At 31.6% G+C, this 15926-nt stretch carries 15 protein-coding genes; 5 read left to right on the forward strand and 10 right to left on the reverse strand.

The annotated features are described in order from the left end of the window. The first annotated feature begins 125 nt into the window (after nt 1-125). Both EM932_RS15920 and EM932_RS15925 read left to right on the forward strand, forming a co-directional pair. Nucleotides 126-2903, forward strand: a complete 2778-nt coding sequence (locus EM932_RS15920) for a putative LPS assembly protein LptD (RefSeq protein WP_135878197.1) — start codon at nt 126-128, stop codon at nt 2901-2903. 63 nt (nt 2904-2966) lie between these two features. Next, nucleotides 2967-3347, forward strand: a complete 381-nt coding sequence (locus tag EM932_RS15925) for a RidA family protein (protein WP_135878198.1) — start codon at nt 2967-2969, stop codon at nt 3345-3347. Between the two features lie 451 nt (nt 3348-3798). On the opposite strand, the gene EM932_RS15930 is transcribed toward EM932_RS15925, so the two are convergent. The 9 genes from EM932_RS15930 to EM932_RS15970 form a co-directional block, all read right to left on the reverse strand. Then, complete coding sequence (locus tag EM932_RS15930) at nt 3799-4905, reverse strand: ATP-binding protein (protein WP_170179823.1); 1107 nt, start codon at nt 4903-4905, stop codon at nt 3799-3801. A 677-nt stretch (nt 4906-5582) separates the two neighbouring features. After that, nucleotides 5583-6443, reverse strand: coding sequence for an N-acetylglucosamine kinase (locus EM932_RS15935; protein WP_135878200.1), 861 nt, complete (start codon nt 6441-6443; stop codon nt 5583-5585). 74 nt (nt 6444-6517) lie between these two features. After that, nucleotides 6518-7519 (reverse strand): type I glyceraldehyde-3-phosphate dehydrogenase, encoded by a 1002-nt coding sequence (gap, locus tag EM932_RS15940; RefSeq protein ID WP_135878201.1) that lies wholly within the window; start codon nt 7517-7519, stop codon nt 6518-6520. Between the two features lie 17 nt (nt 7520-7536). Beyond that, nucleotides 7537-8523, reverse strand: a complete 987-nt coding sequence (gene pfkA / locus EM932_RS15945; RefSeq protein ID WP_135878202.1) for a 6-phosphofructokinase — start codon at nt 8521-8523, stop codon at nt 7537-7539. A 172-nt stretch (nt 8524-8695) separates the two neighbouring features. Further along, entirely contained in the window at nt 8696-9526 is an 831-nt protein-coding gene (locus EM932_RS15950; RefSeq protein WP_135878203.1) for a CvfB family protein, read from the reverse strand. A gap of 135 nt (nt 9527-9661) precedes the next feature. After that, complete coding sequence (locus EM932_RS15955; protein WP_135878204.1) at nt 9662-10000, reverse strand: DUF2853 family protein; 339 nt, start codon at nt 9998-10000, stop codon at nt 9662-9664. Nucleotides 10001-10093: 93 nt separating this feature from the next. Then, nucleotides 10094-11848, reverse strand: coding sequence for a 2-succinyl-5-enolpyruvyl-6-hydroxy-3-cyclohexene-1-carboxylate synthase (menD, locus tag EM932_RS15960; RefSeq protein ID WP_135878205.1), 1755 nt, complete (start codon nt 11846-11848; stop codon nt 10094-10096). A gap of 48 nt (nt 11849-11896) precedes the next feature. Next, nucleotides 11897-13015, reverse strand: coding sequence for a chorismate-binding protein (locus EM932_RS15965; RefSeq protein ID WP_135878206.1), 1119 nt, complete (start codon nt 13013-13015; stop codon nt 11897-11899). Further along, a complete protein-coding gene (locus EM932_RS15970) occupies nt 13015-13443 on the reverse strand; it encodes a PaaI family thioesterase (RefSeq protein ID WP_135878207.1) in 429 nt (142 codons plus the stop codon). Before EM932_RS15970 ends, EM932_RS15965 begins: the two co-directional genes overlap by 1 nt. 296 nt (nt 13444-13739) lie before the next feature. On the opposite strand from EM932_RS15970, the gene EM932_RS15975 reads away from it, so the two are divergent. Then, nucleotides 13740-14375, forward strand: a complete 636-nt coding sequence (locus tag EM932_RS15975; protein WP_135878208.1) for an alpha/beta hydrolase — start codon at nt 13740-13742, stop codon at nt 14373-14375. Between the two features lie 68 nt (nt 14376-14443). On the opposite strand, the gene EM932_RS21440 is transcribed toward EM932_RS15975, so the two are convergent. Next, nucleotides 14444-14545, reverse strand: a complete 102-nt coding sequence (locus EM932_RS21440) for a hypothetical protein (protein ID WP_211344301.1) — start codon at nt 14543-14545, stop codon at nt 14444-14446. A 176-nt stretch (nt 14546-14721) separates the two neighbouring features. On the opposite strand from EM932_RS21440, the gene EM932_RS15985 reads away from it, so the two are divergent. Both EM932_RS15985 and EM932_RS15990 read left to right on the forward strand, forming a co-directional pair. Further along, on the forward strand, nt 14722-15330 hold the full coding sequence (locus EM932_RS15985; protein ID WP_135878244.1) for a DUF4159 domain-containing protein: 609 nt from the start codon (nt 14722-14724) through the stop codon (nt 15328-15330). Between the two features lie 86 nt (nt 15331-15416). Beyond that, the gene (locus EM932_RS15990) at nt 15417-15917 is read left to right on the forward strand and encodes a TrmH family RNA methyltransferase (protein WP_135878209.1); all 501 of its coding nucleotides are present in this window, start codon (nt 15417-15419) and stop codon (nt 15915-15917) included. The last annotated feature ends 9 nt before the right edge of the window (nt 15918-15926 follow it).

Here is a 15926-nt window from a genome sequence, read left to right on the forward strand (position 1 = left end):
AATAATAATTATTATTGTTTTAACAAGGATACCAATGAAGGCTTCATCGATTAAAAAACTCAGTTTATTTTAATTTTAAATTTTTAATTGATTATTAAATCAATCACAGAAAAATATATGTAATTTTGGCTTTTCAAAAACCGAGCCATACTTTTACAAAAATACATTTAAAAGCGTTGCATACAAACAACTTTAAAATACTTTTTGCACTAAGTTTTACAGTGTTTATTAACACGTTAAGCTTTGCTCAAGATATTCCAAAAAAGGGTAAAACCATCAACCGAAGTATTAAGGATAGTGTGGTTGTTAAGACTGACAGTCTACTTATTCCTGAAACTTCTGAAAAAGCTCAAGATTCTACATTAACAGATTCTGTCGCACCTAAAAAAGAACTTTTAGAGCACATAGTTACTTATCATGCAGATGATTACACAAAATTCAATCAAAAAAAACAAAAACTCTACTTATACAATAATGCCAAGATTGACTATGGAGATATGAATATTACTTCTGGTAATATTGTTATTGATTATACTAAAAATACAGTATATGCAAAAGGAATAACAGATTCTATTGAAGGGTATACTCAAAAACCCGTTTTTACCCATGGAAATAATGTCGTAGAGCCCGATTCAATTATTTTTAATACTGAAACAAAAAAGGCTCTTATATTTAATTCTAAAACGGAACAAGGTGAAGGGACGGTAATTGCTCAAATTACAAAGAAGGAGAATGATTCTGTTTACTTCTTAAAAAATGCTAAATATACAACTGCTGAAGATCTTGAAGACCCCGAGTATTATATAAAGCTTCGAAAGGCAAAAATTGTTCCTGGTAAAAAAATAGTTACGGGATTAGCCAATTTATTTATATATGATGTCCCTACTCCTATTGGAGTTCCATTTGCTTTTTTTCCACAAACTGAAACACACACATCTGGAATTATAATACCAACTTTCGGTGAGCAAAATGACCGTGGGTTCTTTTTACAAAATGGCGGGTATTACTTTGCCATTAGTGATTATGTAGATTTAGCGGTTATAGGCGATTATTATACCAATGGCAGTTATGGTACGCGCTTGGAAAGCACATACTCTAAACGTTATAAATTTAGAGGTAATTTAGGTTTTAGATACGAAAACATAATTAATAGCGAACGTGGTTTTCCTGACTATTCTAAAAGTACTATTTATAATATACGTTGGTCCCATAGCCAAGATGCTAAAGCAAATCCTAACTCACGATTCTCTGCTTCGGTTAACTTAGGGAGTAGTACCTATTATCGTTCTTCGGTAAATCAAATTAATACCGGAGCCTTTTTAAATAATACATTATCATCGTCTGTGTCGTACTCTAAAACATTTCAAGGAGAGCCTCAGGTGAATTTTAGTTTAACGGCAACACATTCGCAAAACACAAATACTGAAGTAATAAACATGACGCTTCCTACATTTCAAGGGAGTGTTGGCAGAATATACCCTTTTGCTTCAAAATCCGGATCTAAAAAAGGGATTATTCAAAATATGAACTTGCAGTACAATATAAGGGGAGAAAATAGAATTCAAACAACTGATGAATTTTTCTTTAAAAAAGAAATGTTTGAAGATGCAAGTGCTGGTTTTCAACATTCTATTCCATTAAGTACAAATTTTAAAATATTCAAGTATTTCAGCCTTAGTGCTTCTACTAATTATAATGAAGTCTGGACTTTTAAGACTATTGATAAAACTTATGATGTTGAGGAACGTAATTTTGTAAACGATACCATTAAAAAGTTTGATGCTTTTAGAACTTACAATTTCAGTACTAGTATAGGTACAACTGTTTACGGAATGTTTGATTTTGAAAAAGAAGGTAAAGATCGAAAAATAAAAGCTATTAGACACGTTGTTAGACCTTCTGTCAGCTATAATATAAATCCTGCTTTTGACAAATATTATGAAAATGCCGAAGTTGTAAATGCTGATGGCTTGACTGAAGGAGAATTGGATGTTATTTTAGATAATGTGAATTTAGAGTATACGCGTTTTCAGCAGGCATCTATTTTTGGAACACCTAATAAAAACTTCTCGAGTTCTATGGGCTTATCCCTATCTAACAATCTAGAAGCCAAAGTTCGTGATAAGGATAGTACAGCCACAGAACCAAAAAAAGTGGTTTTATTAAATAACCTGAATTTTTCTACTTCTTATAATTTTGCTGGTGATTCGTTGCAATGGAGTCCAGTTAGAATGAGTGGTGGTACACAGCTATTTGATGGCAAGATGAATGTGAATTTTGGTGCCACTTTTGACCCTTACGCACTGGACAACAATAACAATAAAATTGACAAATTTAATATTGACAATGGCGGTAGCCTTTTTAGGCTAACAAGTGCAAACCTAACTACTGGTTGGTCTATATCTAGTAAAAAAGGGGGCAAAGAAAAAGATAAAAATCTTGAAGAGAATTTGCGAAGCGGTGGCCGTGCTGATGATCTGTTTGGCGTTTCTGAAGATTTTGCTAACCAACAGATCGATAGTAAAAAGGATGGTGATAAAGAAGAACCCCCAAGCGAGCACTATAATTATAAAATTCCTTGGAATTTGCGTATAGCATATGCCGTAAACTATTCAAATTCCAGACGCCAAAATGAAATTTCCTCGCATTCTCTTATGTTTTCCGGAGAATTAGAGTTATCACCCAAATGGTCTATTGGAGCTTCATCGGGTTATGATTTAAAAAATGCTGGGTTTACTTATACACAACTGCGTTTTGAGCGTGATTTACTAAGTTGGCGCATGAACTTTAGTTGGGTTCCTTTTAGTTCAAGAAGTTCTTGGAATTTCTTTATTGGTATTAAATCAAGTATTTTACAAGATTTAAAATATGAAAAACGTAGACAGCCAGATATTCAACTCTAGATATTAAGTTTAAATAAATTATTATAAGATTTCCGCTTTGCGGAAATGAAAAATATATTTTTTATGAAAAAGATAATTACTACACCTAAAGCCCCTGCTCCTATTGGCCCTTATAATCAAGCTGTGTTAAGTGGCAATACATTATATACTTCGGGACAAATTGCCTTAAACCCAGAAACAGGAGTGCTTATTTTGGATGACATAAAAACTGAAACGGATCAAGTCATGCAAAATTTAAAAGCAGTTTTAGAAGCGGCAGATATGACTTTTGAGCATGTTATTAAAACATCTATTTTTATTAGTAATATGGACAATTTTACTCAAATTAACGAGGTTTATGGCAGTTATTTTAATGATGAAACTGCTCCAGCTCGAGAAACTGTACAAGTTGCCAGACTTCCTAAAGATGTTAATGTAGAAATTAGCATGATTGCTGTTAAGTAAAGGTTTACGTTTTATTTATTATTTACTTTTCTTTGCGCGTCCAAAGAAAAGTAACAAAAGAAAAGACGCCCCTTCGATAGGAATTTCTTCTCTTAGCTTACGCTTGAGAAGAACCAAGCACAAAACTTCGACGTCGCGCCAATGCGACATCCTATACTACGCTCCTGGCTTTTGAAGCTTTTGTACTTTATTCTTACGAAGGGTCGGGGATTGCCTGATGGTCATTTCTTAACGAGCAGCTTAAACCCTTTTTTTAATCTTATAATCATCTATTTAGGTGAGAACGACCTGTTCAAAAGGTGTTAACATTTTCGGTATACTTAGCTATCGATAAGGCAAGTTTACGAGAATGACAATTTCAACGGAAATCCTGCTTTTGCCAGTTTACCAAGTCATAGGCATGGCAGGCTGACCCGAGGCTCTGCGGGGAGTTCTTTTCGATTAAAACATCTTAAGTCGAAGAATTTTTCTTAGAGTATTTAACTAATAACTCCTTTAGTCTATCTGTTTCTATTGGTTTTGCCAAAAACTCATCAATTCCTGCTGATTTTGCGTGATTAATGTCTTCTTCAAAAGCACTTGCAGAAACAGCAATTATAGGTGTATTATTTTTAATATATTTTTCAGTCTCTTGAATAGCTTTAGTTGCCTGATAACCATCCATATCTGGCATATAAATGTCCATAAAAACCATATCGAAATCTAAAATTTTATATAAATCTACAGCTTCAATACCGTTTTTTGCAAATGTACAATCGGCTCCTTGGCGCTCCAGTAAAAATTTAATTACTTTTTGATTCATCCGGTTATCTTCTGCAACTAAAACACTAAATTTATCTAAAAGGATTGGTTGTTGCTCGGTATTCTCTGTTTTTATATTCAATGTCTTTTTTAACTGTAAGCTAAAGTAGAAAGTAGATCCTTCATTTTCTTTACTTTCTAATTTTAAATCACCACCCATTAATTTTACTAATTGATGTGAAATGGAAAGTCCAATTCCCCCTCCTTTATAATACCGCATCATAGATGCATCATATGGGCTTGAAGCGTTATTGAAAATGCGTTTAATTTCTTCTTGCCTCATGCCTACACCCGTATCTTTAATATAAAACGTAACTATTTGATCTTCATCAATACTAACCGTTTGATCAACTATAATTGATATCTTACCAGAATTTGTAAATTTTATAGCATTATTAATCAGATTTATTAATACTTGCTGAATCCTAGCCGAATCTCCTAAAACAGAAAATGTGTCTTTTTCTTCATATAAAAACTTAAAATCGAATTCTAAACCTTTTTCCCATGCTTGATATTCAAAAACTTTAAAAAGATGAAATAAGTCCGATTTTAAATCTATCGCCAATAAATTTAATTGAAGGCTTTCTATTTTCACATCTGCATTATCAGTTACCATATTTACTAATTGCAATAGATGCTTTGAAGAATATTCTGCAATTTCAACCTGTGCTTTTTGGTCACTATCAAGATTTGTTTGCTTTAACATATTCAGCATCCCCAAAACAGTACTAAGAGGTGTTCGAACTTCATAACTCATGTTTGACAAATAGATTGATTTGTGTTCAATCATTCTATCAGATTCCTTCAAACTCGTTTTCAACTCATTAATTCGTAAATTCAAATTTGATTGCCTAGTATCATTTTTTAATTGATTCTTAAAAAAATACTGTAGTACAAAAACCTGAGCTATCGTTAAAAAAAATAAGAATAGCGCTATCGTTTCTAAATCAATTTTCTTTTCAAGAAATAAATAACCTCCTAACAAGATTGTGAGGATAGAAACAAAAATAAAGAAAGATAGTATCCTTCTTTTTTTTATAGATTTAAAAAACTGTGAGAAAAAGCTCATTTATTAGTAAGTTTCAACAAACTTATTCAAATTATATCAAACTTTATAATTCCTTTATTTTTATTTCTCTAAATTCTATACCTGATCTTCTGATTGTAGACTGATATTAATTCTCTTTATTAAAATACAAAAGTCAGTATTTTATATTTCAATAATATCTTTAATTATGACGCGTATAATGGGGACTACAGGTATTATCTACTTCCTAATTAAACTTTTACATGTAGAGGAAATTCATCATTTTTTACAATAAAAACAATGAACATACAGTAATAAGAAAAAATATCCTTTTAGTCATCCGCATTTTATGATTTTTTATCTAAGATGATATATCATAAAAAAGGTTTCGCAAAAAATAATAAAGCTTATAAATTTTTAGTATGAAAAGATACCAAACCTTCAATAGGTCTTCTTTCAAAATTACCGACAGTGAATCCCATCTCCTGGGCTACTTCTTTTATTTCATCTTGAGAAAAGTACGCTATAGATCCCGCAAAATGAACGGGTGCCGTTTTTAGTTCTTCCTTATATTGCATAATCATATTAGTAGCAAATAATCGTATGCCTTTCTTTATAAGGTTTATTGTATATTCTGAATCTTTATGTAAAAACATAAATTCAGCAAAGTTGGCTAAATATGCATTAGGGTTAGGCTGTTTATATAGATTATATTTAATATAATCGGACTCCATGTTAAATTTGCTACCAAAAGCAATTTTAACATCTTCTGGCATATGGTTAAAGTAATAATCTCTAATGAGTTGACGTCCATAATAATTACCTGAAGCATCATCCATAACAGAATATCCTAAAGAGGTAACACGTTGCTCTAGTTGCTCACCATCATAGTAACTACAATTGGATCCTGTTCCCAAAATGCAAACTACGGCAGCTTCCTTGTCGTGGTTAATTGTAGAATAAACCGCCGCCATAGTATCTTCATTAACTTCTATATGAGCATTAATAAATATACTTTGTAATACGCCTTTTAAAAGTTCAACAGGTTTTTCTGTACCACAACCAGCTCCGTAAAAGAAAATATGAGTGACATTATTCTTATGTTCTTTTAATAAACTATTTGATTTAATTATCTTTTTAAGTTTCTTCTCTTCCAAAATAGCAGGGTTGAGCCCTTTAGTGCGTATCTTTTCTAGTAATTGATTTCCATTACCGTCTACTGCTATCCAATCAGATTTTGTAGAACCACTATCAACAATTAAAATCATAAGTTTTTAAATAAAAAGAGTCCACAGAATCACCTTATTATTAATAAAGTGATTCTGTGGACTAAATTAATAATTTATATTGAACCAATATGCTGAGCTAAGTCAACTAATTTAGTTGAATAACCATACTCATTATCATACCAAGATACCAATTTAATAAAGTTATCATTTAATGCCATACTTGCGTTTGCATCGAATGTACTTGTTTTTGGTTCTGATACAAAATCTTGAGATACAACACCTTCTTCAGTATATCCTAAAATACCATTTAATTCATTTTCTGAAGCTTCTTTTAAAGCTGCCTTAACTTCATCAAAAGATGCTTTCTTTTCCAAACGACATGTTAAATCTACTACAGATACATCAACAGTCGGTACTCTAAAAGCCATACCTGTTAATTTTCCATTTAATTCTGGGATTACCTTTCCTACTGCTTTTGCAGCTCCTGTAGATGCTGGCACTATATTGTTTAAAGATGCTCTACCTAATCTGTAATCTTTTCTTGAAGGTCCATCAACTGTAAATTGTGTTGCAGTAGCAGCATGAACTGTAGTCATTAAGCCTTCTGCGATACCAAATTTATCGTTAATTACTTTTGCTAAAGGTGCTAAACAGTTAGTTGTACAAGATGCATTAGATACAATAGTATCATTTGCAGTAATTTCGTTATGGTTAACTCCCATTACAAACATTGGAGCATCTGCAGATGGTGCAGAAATAGCTACTTTTTTAGCTCCGGCAGTAATGTGTTTTTGAGCACCTTCTAAAGTTGTGAAGATCCCTGTACAATCTAAAACAACTTCCGCCCCAACGGTATCCCATTTTAAATCTTCAGGGTTACGCTCTGCAGTAATTCTTATTTCTTTTCCGTTTACTACTAAGTTACCGTTATTAGTGTCTATAGTTCCATCAAACTGCCCGTGAACAGAATCGTATTTTAATAAATATGCTAAATGGTCAACATCTAGTAAATCGTTTATTCCAACTACTTCAATATCTGGTCTAGAAGCTGCTACTCTGAAAGCAATTCTTCCAATTCTTCCAAATCCGTTAATTCCTAATTTTAATTTTGACATAATCTTATTTATAAATGTTAAGTGCTCATAATGTCTGATACACGCAATAATTCTAAGTTAATTTTTGACTTTCCTTTTATGGCTTTTTCTAATGGTGTTAATTCTACTTTATTATCTAATAACCCTACCATATAATTAGTTTCTCCTTCTAATAAAGACTCTACCGCCTTTACTCCCATTCTACTGGCTAAAACACGGTCGAAACATGATGGTGCTCCTCCACGTTGCATATGACCTAAAACTGATACACGCACATCGTAACCTTCCATGTTTTCATCTACATAGTCTTTTAATTCGAATATGTTTTTACCAATTTTATCACCTTCTGCAACTATAACAATGCTTGAAGTCTTACCCGATTTTCTACTTTTATTCAGCGATTCTACTAATCTATCTAATCCTAAGTCTTCTTCTGGGATCAAGATTTCTTCAGCACCACCTGCTATACCTACGTTTAAAGCTATATGCCCTACATCGCGTCCCATCACTTCAATAAAGAATAGTCTGTTATGAGAACTCGCTGTATCACGAATCTTATCTATAGCATCGACTACTGTATTTAAAGCTGTATCGAATCCTAAAGTATGAGAAGTTCCATAAATATCATTATCGATCGTACCAGGAATTCCCATTACTGGAAAACCAAATTCCTGATTAAAAATAAGAGCTCCTGTAAAAGAACCATCACCACCAACAACAACTAATCCATCAATGTGGGCATCAATTAATTGCTTGTATGCTATTTTTCGTCCTTCTTCTGTTCTAAATTCTTTTGATCGTGCAGATTTTAATATGGTTCCTCCTTTGTTTATAATCCCTCTTACGCTACGAGCATCCATAGCCTTAAAATCACCTTCAATCAAACCTTCGTAACCACGATAAACGCCTACACATTCCACCTCATGGTAAGCACATGTTCTAACTACTGAACGAATAGCTGCATTCATTCCTGGAGAATCTCCTCCGGAAGTCAAAACGGCTAGTTTTTTCATTGCTTTTCCCATCAAAATTTATTATTTACAGGTAAAATTAGTAAACAAAATGCACATATCTATAAGCATTTATCTTATTTTAATTATAGTTGTTAAACTATAACGTTTTAGTTAATAAAAAAATACTATTTGCTACTAAAACAGCTATAAATAAAGCAAAAAATGATGTTTTACTTTCTTTTCTTTACACTAAATAAATACCATCTGATTTTATTTCAATCTGTCGTTGTTTATATAAAGTGCCAACGGCTTTTTTGAAATTTTTCTTACTCATTTGAAGTGTTTCCTTAATAACTTCCGGACTTGATTTATCTGTCAATTTTAAATAACCACTATTATCATGAAGTTCATTCAGAATGCGTTCTGCATTAGGCTCAATATTTCTATATCCTATTTGTCCTAAAGCAATATCTAACTTATTTCCTGGACGGATTTTCTTAACTATACCTTTTAATTTATCTCCAACACTAAGGTCTGAAAAAATAGCATCTTTATAAATAAGTCCAGAATGTATTTTATTTACTATAACATTCATTCCTATGTCTGATGGGTGAGATACTATTAAATCAACCTCATCAAATACCTTTACGGTTAATTCTTTATTATTTAAAAACCGATTCGTTTTACTTGATGCCACCAACCTATCGGTTTTTTCATCTAAATAACAATGCACCAAATACCATCCACCTGGTTTCATTTTAAAGGCTTGTTCTTTAAACGGACAAAATAATTCTTTAACCAATCCCCAATCTAAAAAAGCTCCATAATCAGTTATCTGGTTACAACGTAATAAAGCAAAATCATCACGCTTAATATATGGCATGTCTGTGGTAGCGACAGGGCGCTCTTCATTATCCAAATACACAAATACCTCTAGCTTATCCCAAATTTTAAAAGCCTCTGGGACGTATCTATTTGGTAATAAAACTTCATTATCATCATCATCAATTAAATACACTCCATGATCTGTTTCACGAAGTATTTCTAATGTATTTATCTGTCCTAAATGTATCATGTGGCAAAGGTAATGATATTAGACTGAGTATTTTTATTTGAATTTAAACGATTTCCAAATTAAGTATGTGCATATTATACAAAAAAAACGCCACAACAATTGTAACGTTTATGATATCAATATAAAATAGTTCCGCTAGTAAGCTGATTCTTTTTTAAAATGCTTTGTTAATAAATAATATACAACGACTCTATATTTATTGCGATTAGATTGTCCATACTTATCCATTATAGTAGTAATGCCGATATCTAAATCGGTACTATCTTTTAATCCTAACTTCTTAATTAAAAAATTATTTTTTACTGTAGCAAGTTCTGACGAGTCAGAACCAGAAACTGTTGAAGAATCTGCATTGTATATTGATGGACCACAACCAATAGTTATTTTAGTTAGTAAATCCATATCTACATGAACCCCGAATTTGTCTTTTAAATCTGCAGCATACTTTACAATAAGCTCGTCTCTTTTACTCATAATGATATATTTTGTGTGTTTTTAAAATACTGTATTCATAATTAAAGATAACTATTTTTAGACTCAAAGAATAAAATAATGTTACACATTATTCTAACCAATAAATTTAAAATAGTTTAAAAGTACTTCGTCATTTAGGTTTTTTGGTGTAAAAATTTCTAATAATTTAGGTTGATCTCCTTCAGAATAAAATGAATTTAATGATGACTTTAATGACGCTTCATCCAAAACAGATTCATATTTAAAACCATACATATTACACAAATGTTCTGCAGTTAAGTGATGATTGGTTTCAAAATATGTGTCGAAATTTTCAGTGTTTTTATGACCTGGAAGAATTCTAAAAATACCTCCTCCCTGATTATTAATAACAATAACTCTAAAATTACTAGGAATGTAATTATTCCACATGGCATTACTATCATAAATAAAACTTAAATCGCCTGTTATTAAGGTAGTTTGTTTTTTATTTACTACAGCGCAACCAATGGCTGTGGATGTACATCCATCAATACCGCTAGTGCCTCGATTACAAAATACTTTTAATGTTTTATTCAAGTCAAATAATTGTGCATAGCGCACGGTGGAACTGTTTCCTAACTGCAAAATAGTATCATTAGGGATGTTGCTCAATATAACATCAAAAGCTTTTAAATCACTAAAGTCTATGCTGTTTAAATAGTCATCATGTTTAGCAAGTCTCGATGCCTCTAGGTGCTTCCAATACGAATTATAATCACTTTTTAATGATTGTGTTTGGGGTAAAAATTTAGAGAAGAAATAATTTGGTGTTGTCTTTACAAAATTATTTAAGCTAAAAAAAGTATCGTTTGCTTTCTTTAAATCTATATGCCAGTGCTGCTGCGGTCTATATTTTCTTAAAAATGCCTTTACTTTTTTAGAAACAATCAGTCCACCAAATGTGAGTAAAATATCTGGTTGTAATTTTCTAAAATCTTCACTTTTTAATGGAGCTATTAGTTTATCTATACTTGGAAAAAATGTATCGTGATGTAAATTTGATGTTGTTTCAGTAAATACAATAACACTATCATCAGCCGCTAAATTATCTAACCAACGCTTTTCTATTTGATTAGGTTGATTCACTCCTACAAGGATCATTTTTTTAGAAGCAGCGTTCCAGTCTTTAATACAATCTCCTAGAACATTATCATCAATTTCTAATGGTTTGTCTACTGGATTAGTCGGCTTTGGTTTTATTGATAATTCATTTACCATATCATATAATGGTTCATCAAACGGAACGTTAATATGCACAGGACCATTTTCAAGAAGTGCCCTATTTATGGTCGTATCTATCTCTTCTTCGTTATATTCCTGAATAGTTTTCTTTAATCCCAGTAAGGTTTCCACCTTATTCTCCATACTTTTAAAAATAGGCAGCTCCTCTACACTATCAGCACCTTCTTCTTTTAAATCGAGTTTTAAGTTTGATGCATACAGAACATGATTTTCAAACACATTTTTCTGATTAATAGTTTGCCCATCGCCAATACCAATTAAATGTTTTGGTCTATCTGCCGACAATATAATTAAGGGAATATCACTGTAAAACGCTTCGGCAACTGCTGGGTAATAATTTAACAATGCACTTCCTGAAGTACAAACAACCGCCGTTGGTTCTTGTAACTGTTGGGCTATTCCTAAAGCAAAAAAAGCGGCACAACGTTCATCTACAATACTATAACACTTAAAATAATCGTCATTAGAAAAACCAATAGTTAATGGTGCATTTCTACTCCCTGGAGAGATAACTATATGCTTGACACCTTTCGCTTTACATAATTGTATAACGGTTTGGGCCAGTGGAATTTTTGGATAAATCATGCGGTAATAATCTAAGCGCAAAAATAAGAAATAGGTACAAATACCTAACTACAAAACGTTTTTAATTACTAAAGATTTAGATACTGTTTCCTCCCATTCTTTTTCTGGATTAGAATGTTTTGTAATACCTCCTCCTACATAAATAATCGCTTTCGTATCTTTTAATTGCATACATCTTAAGTTTACGTACAGTCGTGTGCTTTTTTTATTTATAGTGTAAGCTCGGTTTTCAATATTGCGTTTTGCAGACCTTGATTGTAATTTGATTTCCATATTTAACTCACCTAAAAAGCCTGTATAAAATGTTCTTTTGTAATGTTCATTATCTAAAATAAACTGCTTTGCTTCAGGCTTGGGTAAACCACAAACTGCTGGTGTGGGATGCAATAAAGAAATAATTTCTTTTAAGTTAGATTCAGGTTTTAACTGCGCAGAAATTATCGTTTTTAAATGCAATAAATTTCCAGCTTTTACAGTTTCTACGTCAGAGACTTTAAAACTCTCTACTGAAGGTTTTAAATTATCTATTATAAAATCAGTAACGAATTGCTGTTCTTGCTTTTCTTTATTTTGCCAAACGACATCTTGTGTCCCTTTATAATCTTGTGTGCCTGCTAATGCCATGATAGAAAACCTATTTCCTTCAATTTTTATTAATGTTTCTGGCGTAGCTCCCAACCACACTCCTACTTTTGGGTGATACCAGCAATATACAAATGCAGATCTATAAGCATTTAAAAGGTTTTTAAAAATTGTTATTGGATTCGGTTCAGAAATTATAACTGTTTCCTCTCTAGATAGAACTACTTTTTTAAATTTATTATCTAAAATAGCTTCAACACCTTTTTGAATTAGATCAATATGCTGTTGCTTTTCGTCGTGATCTTTAACTACTTCTAATTCCTTCTCGTTTACAAACTCCGTATAATGTTCAAAATTTACCTGAATGTTTTCAGAAACCTCAAGAGGTATTATAACTGTTTTTTCTTTATCATCAAATGGAGAAAAAACAAAGCCTTTTTCTGTAAAATTACTTGTAAAATGTAAATCGTTCGTTTCTTGCAATAAGGCATTTATCTTATTTTCATTTGGTTTTCTATAAGAGACAAAGGGTAATTTACTGTTGTATTGTGTTTCAATACGTTTAAAAAAAAATTCCAACGTCATTAACTATTTTTTTTTGGTAAGGCTATAGTAGATAATTTACAGATTGAAATTAAGTTATCTGCTTCATCCGTAACTCGTATATCTAACAATTGTGTTGTCTTACCTTTATGTAAAAAAGTAGCTTTAGCATAAACAAATCCTTCTTTTACACTTTTTAAATGATTGGCCGTAATTTCTATACCGCGTACAAAGAATTTTTCAGTATCAATAAAAACATGCGATGCAAAACTACCAACACTTTCTGCTAAAGCAGCTGTTGCTCCGCCATGTAATACCCCGTCTGGTTGGTGTACTCTTGAAGTTACGGGCATTCTAGCTATTAAAAAATTATCCCCATAGTCTACAACTTCAATATTCAGGGTTTCCATTAAAGTATTTTTACAAGCAGCATTTGCTTGAGTTAAAACTTTTTCTTTAGATAATTGCATAGAATGATTTTGTTTTATTTGCGATTGTAAAAGTACAAAAATGCTTAAATAAACTTATTGGCAAAATGGCTATTATATTTAACAACTAGGTTCTATTTTTAAAACTTTCAAAGCAACATGTATTTAATAAAAATAAAAGCACAGAGCGGTTCTGTATTCAAAAAGTTAATCTAGAAAGTAAAATTGGTCATTTATTTACAATCAGATTTGCTTAAACTAAAACTTTTTCCTTAGATAATAGTATAGAATGATTTATTTTTAATGTTTGAAACAAAAAGTAAAAACTAGCTTAATAAATGAATTCTAGTGAAAAAACAATATCATACCAAACTACAAATACTTATTCTACTTTAAATACGCTAACCAGCAAAACGAAACATATTTGGCTGGTTTATCATGGTATGGGCTATTTAAGTCGGTATTTTTTAAAATATTTTAAACAGTTAAATGCAGAGGAAAACTATATTATAGCGCCACAGGCAAGTAGTAAATATTATTTAGGTTCTAAATTTAAACATGTTGGGGCTAGTTGGTTAACTAAAGAAAATACATTAGCAGAAACCGAAAATGTTCTATGCTATTTAGACGCTGTTTTAAAATCTGAAAACATTCCAAATGATAAGAAACTAATTGTTTTTGGGTATTCTCAAGGCGTAAGTATTGCAATGCGTTATGTAGTTAAAAGAAAATTACAATGTAGTCAATTGATATTACATTCTGGAGTTACCCCTAAAGAATTAGTAGTTGATGATTTAAAATTTTTAAAAGCTAAAGTATCATTAGTTTATGGAACAAAGGACGCCTATTTAAACGAAGAACGCATGAAGATTGAAACTAAAAGAGCTATCGAGTTATTTGGAAATAATGTAAATATTATGCCTTTTGATGGTGTGCATGAGGTTAATGTGGCTTTGATTAATAGTGTCGTTTAATTAATAACAATTTAAAACAAAAAACACTTCCCAAAACCGGAAAGTGCTTATTCCAATAATCTACATAATTAAGACAATGAAATAACCTTATCATAAGAATATTTAGTTTTAACTTCATTTAATAAGTTATCGGCCGATGGACAACTAGAACACACCTGTGAAGTAAACAACTCTAAAACTACAGCAGGTTAAATGTCTCTACTTTTTCCAGTTGAAATAAAAATGATGATATTATTATAGTTAAAGTATCTTTTGCATAGCAATTCTTTTTATTTTTGACTTTATGATACTTAGTTGGGTGAAAATTAAAAATCTTACAAAAATTACCGTCATCAGTATTTCTTTAATGGCTGGTAACTGCATGGCTCAAGATTTAGCTATTTTAAAATATAAAGGAGGCGGTGATTGGTATGGTAATCCTACAGCATTACCTAATTTGATAGCTTTCTGCAACCAAAACATACACACTAAAATAACACCTAAACCACAAACTGTTGAAGTTGGTAGTACCGATATTTTTCAATACCCTTTATTACATATGACTGGGCACGGTAATGTATTTTTTAGCGAAACGGATGCCGAAAATCTAAGAAACTATCTCATATCTGGCGGTTTTTTGCATATAGATGACAATTACGGCATGGAACCTTTTATAACTAAAGAACTTAAAAAGGTATTTCCTGATAAAGATTTAATTGAACTTTCTACAAGTCATAAAATATTTAATACGCCTTATAAATTCTCACAGGGCTTACCTAAAATTCATGAGCATGATGGAAAACGTCCACAGGCTTTTGGTATTTTTCAGGATGACCGATTGGTATTGTTGTTTACTTATGAAAGTGATTTAGGTGATGGCTGGGAGGATACGGAGGTACATAATGATCCAGCTGATGTTAGAGAAAAAGCGCTTAAAATGGGGGCTAATATTGTTAAATATGCTTTTGAAAATTAAGCCTATTTCTCGCAAAGACGCAAAGGCGCAAAGAAAAACTGAGACTGAATACTGAATACTGAATACTGAATACTGAATACTCAAAAATGCAACTAACTCACTACAACACAAACTTTTCAAAGCGCTCCTTCCCTATTACTTTAGTTTGTGATAATGTTACTAATGCTCCTAATATTGGTAGTTTGTTTAGAGTTTCTGATGCTTTTGGGGTTGAAAAGCTTATACTTTGTGGAAACCATATTACGCTTGGAAGAAAAATGACAAAAACTTCACGGGCTACCGAAAAATCTGTTGATTATGAAATTGCTCAATCTGCTCCAGAAGTCATTGAAACTTTAAAAAATAATGGCTATCAAATTATTTCATTAGAAATTACAGATACTAGCAAGCCTATTCATAATTTCAAATTTTCTGTAAAAAAACCTATTGCTTTGGTTATTGGTGATGAGAATTTTGGAGTATCTGATATTATTTTGAATATGTCTGACGCTGTTATTCATATAGATATGTTTGGGCAAAATAGCAGTATGAATGTGGTACAAGCAACTAACATTGTTTTATATGAAATAACGAAGCAATTATTATAAATCACACCA

The organism is Flavivirga rizhaonensis (assembly GCF_004791695.1).
Taxonomy (GTDB): domain Bacteria; phylum Bacteroidota; class Bacteroidia; order Flavobacteriales; family Flavobacteriaceae; genus Flavivirga; species Flavivirga rizhaonensis.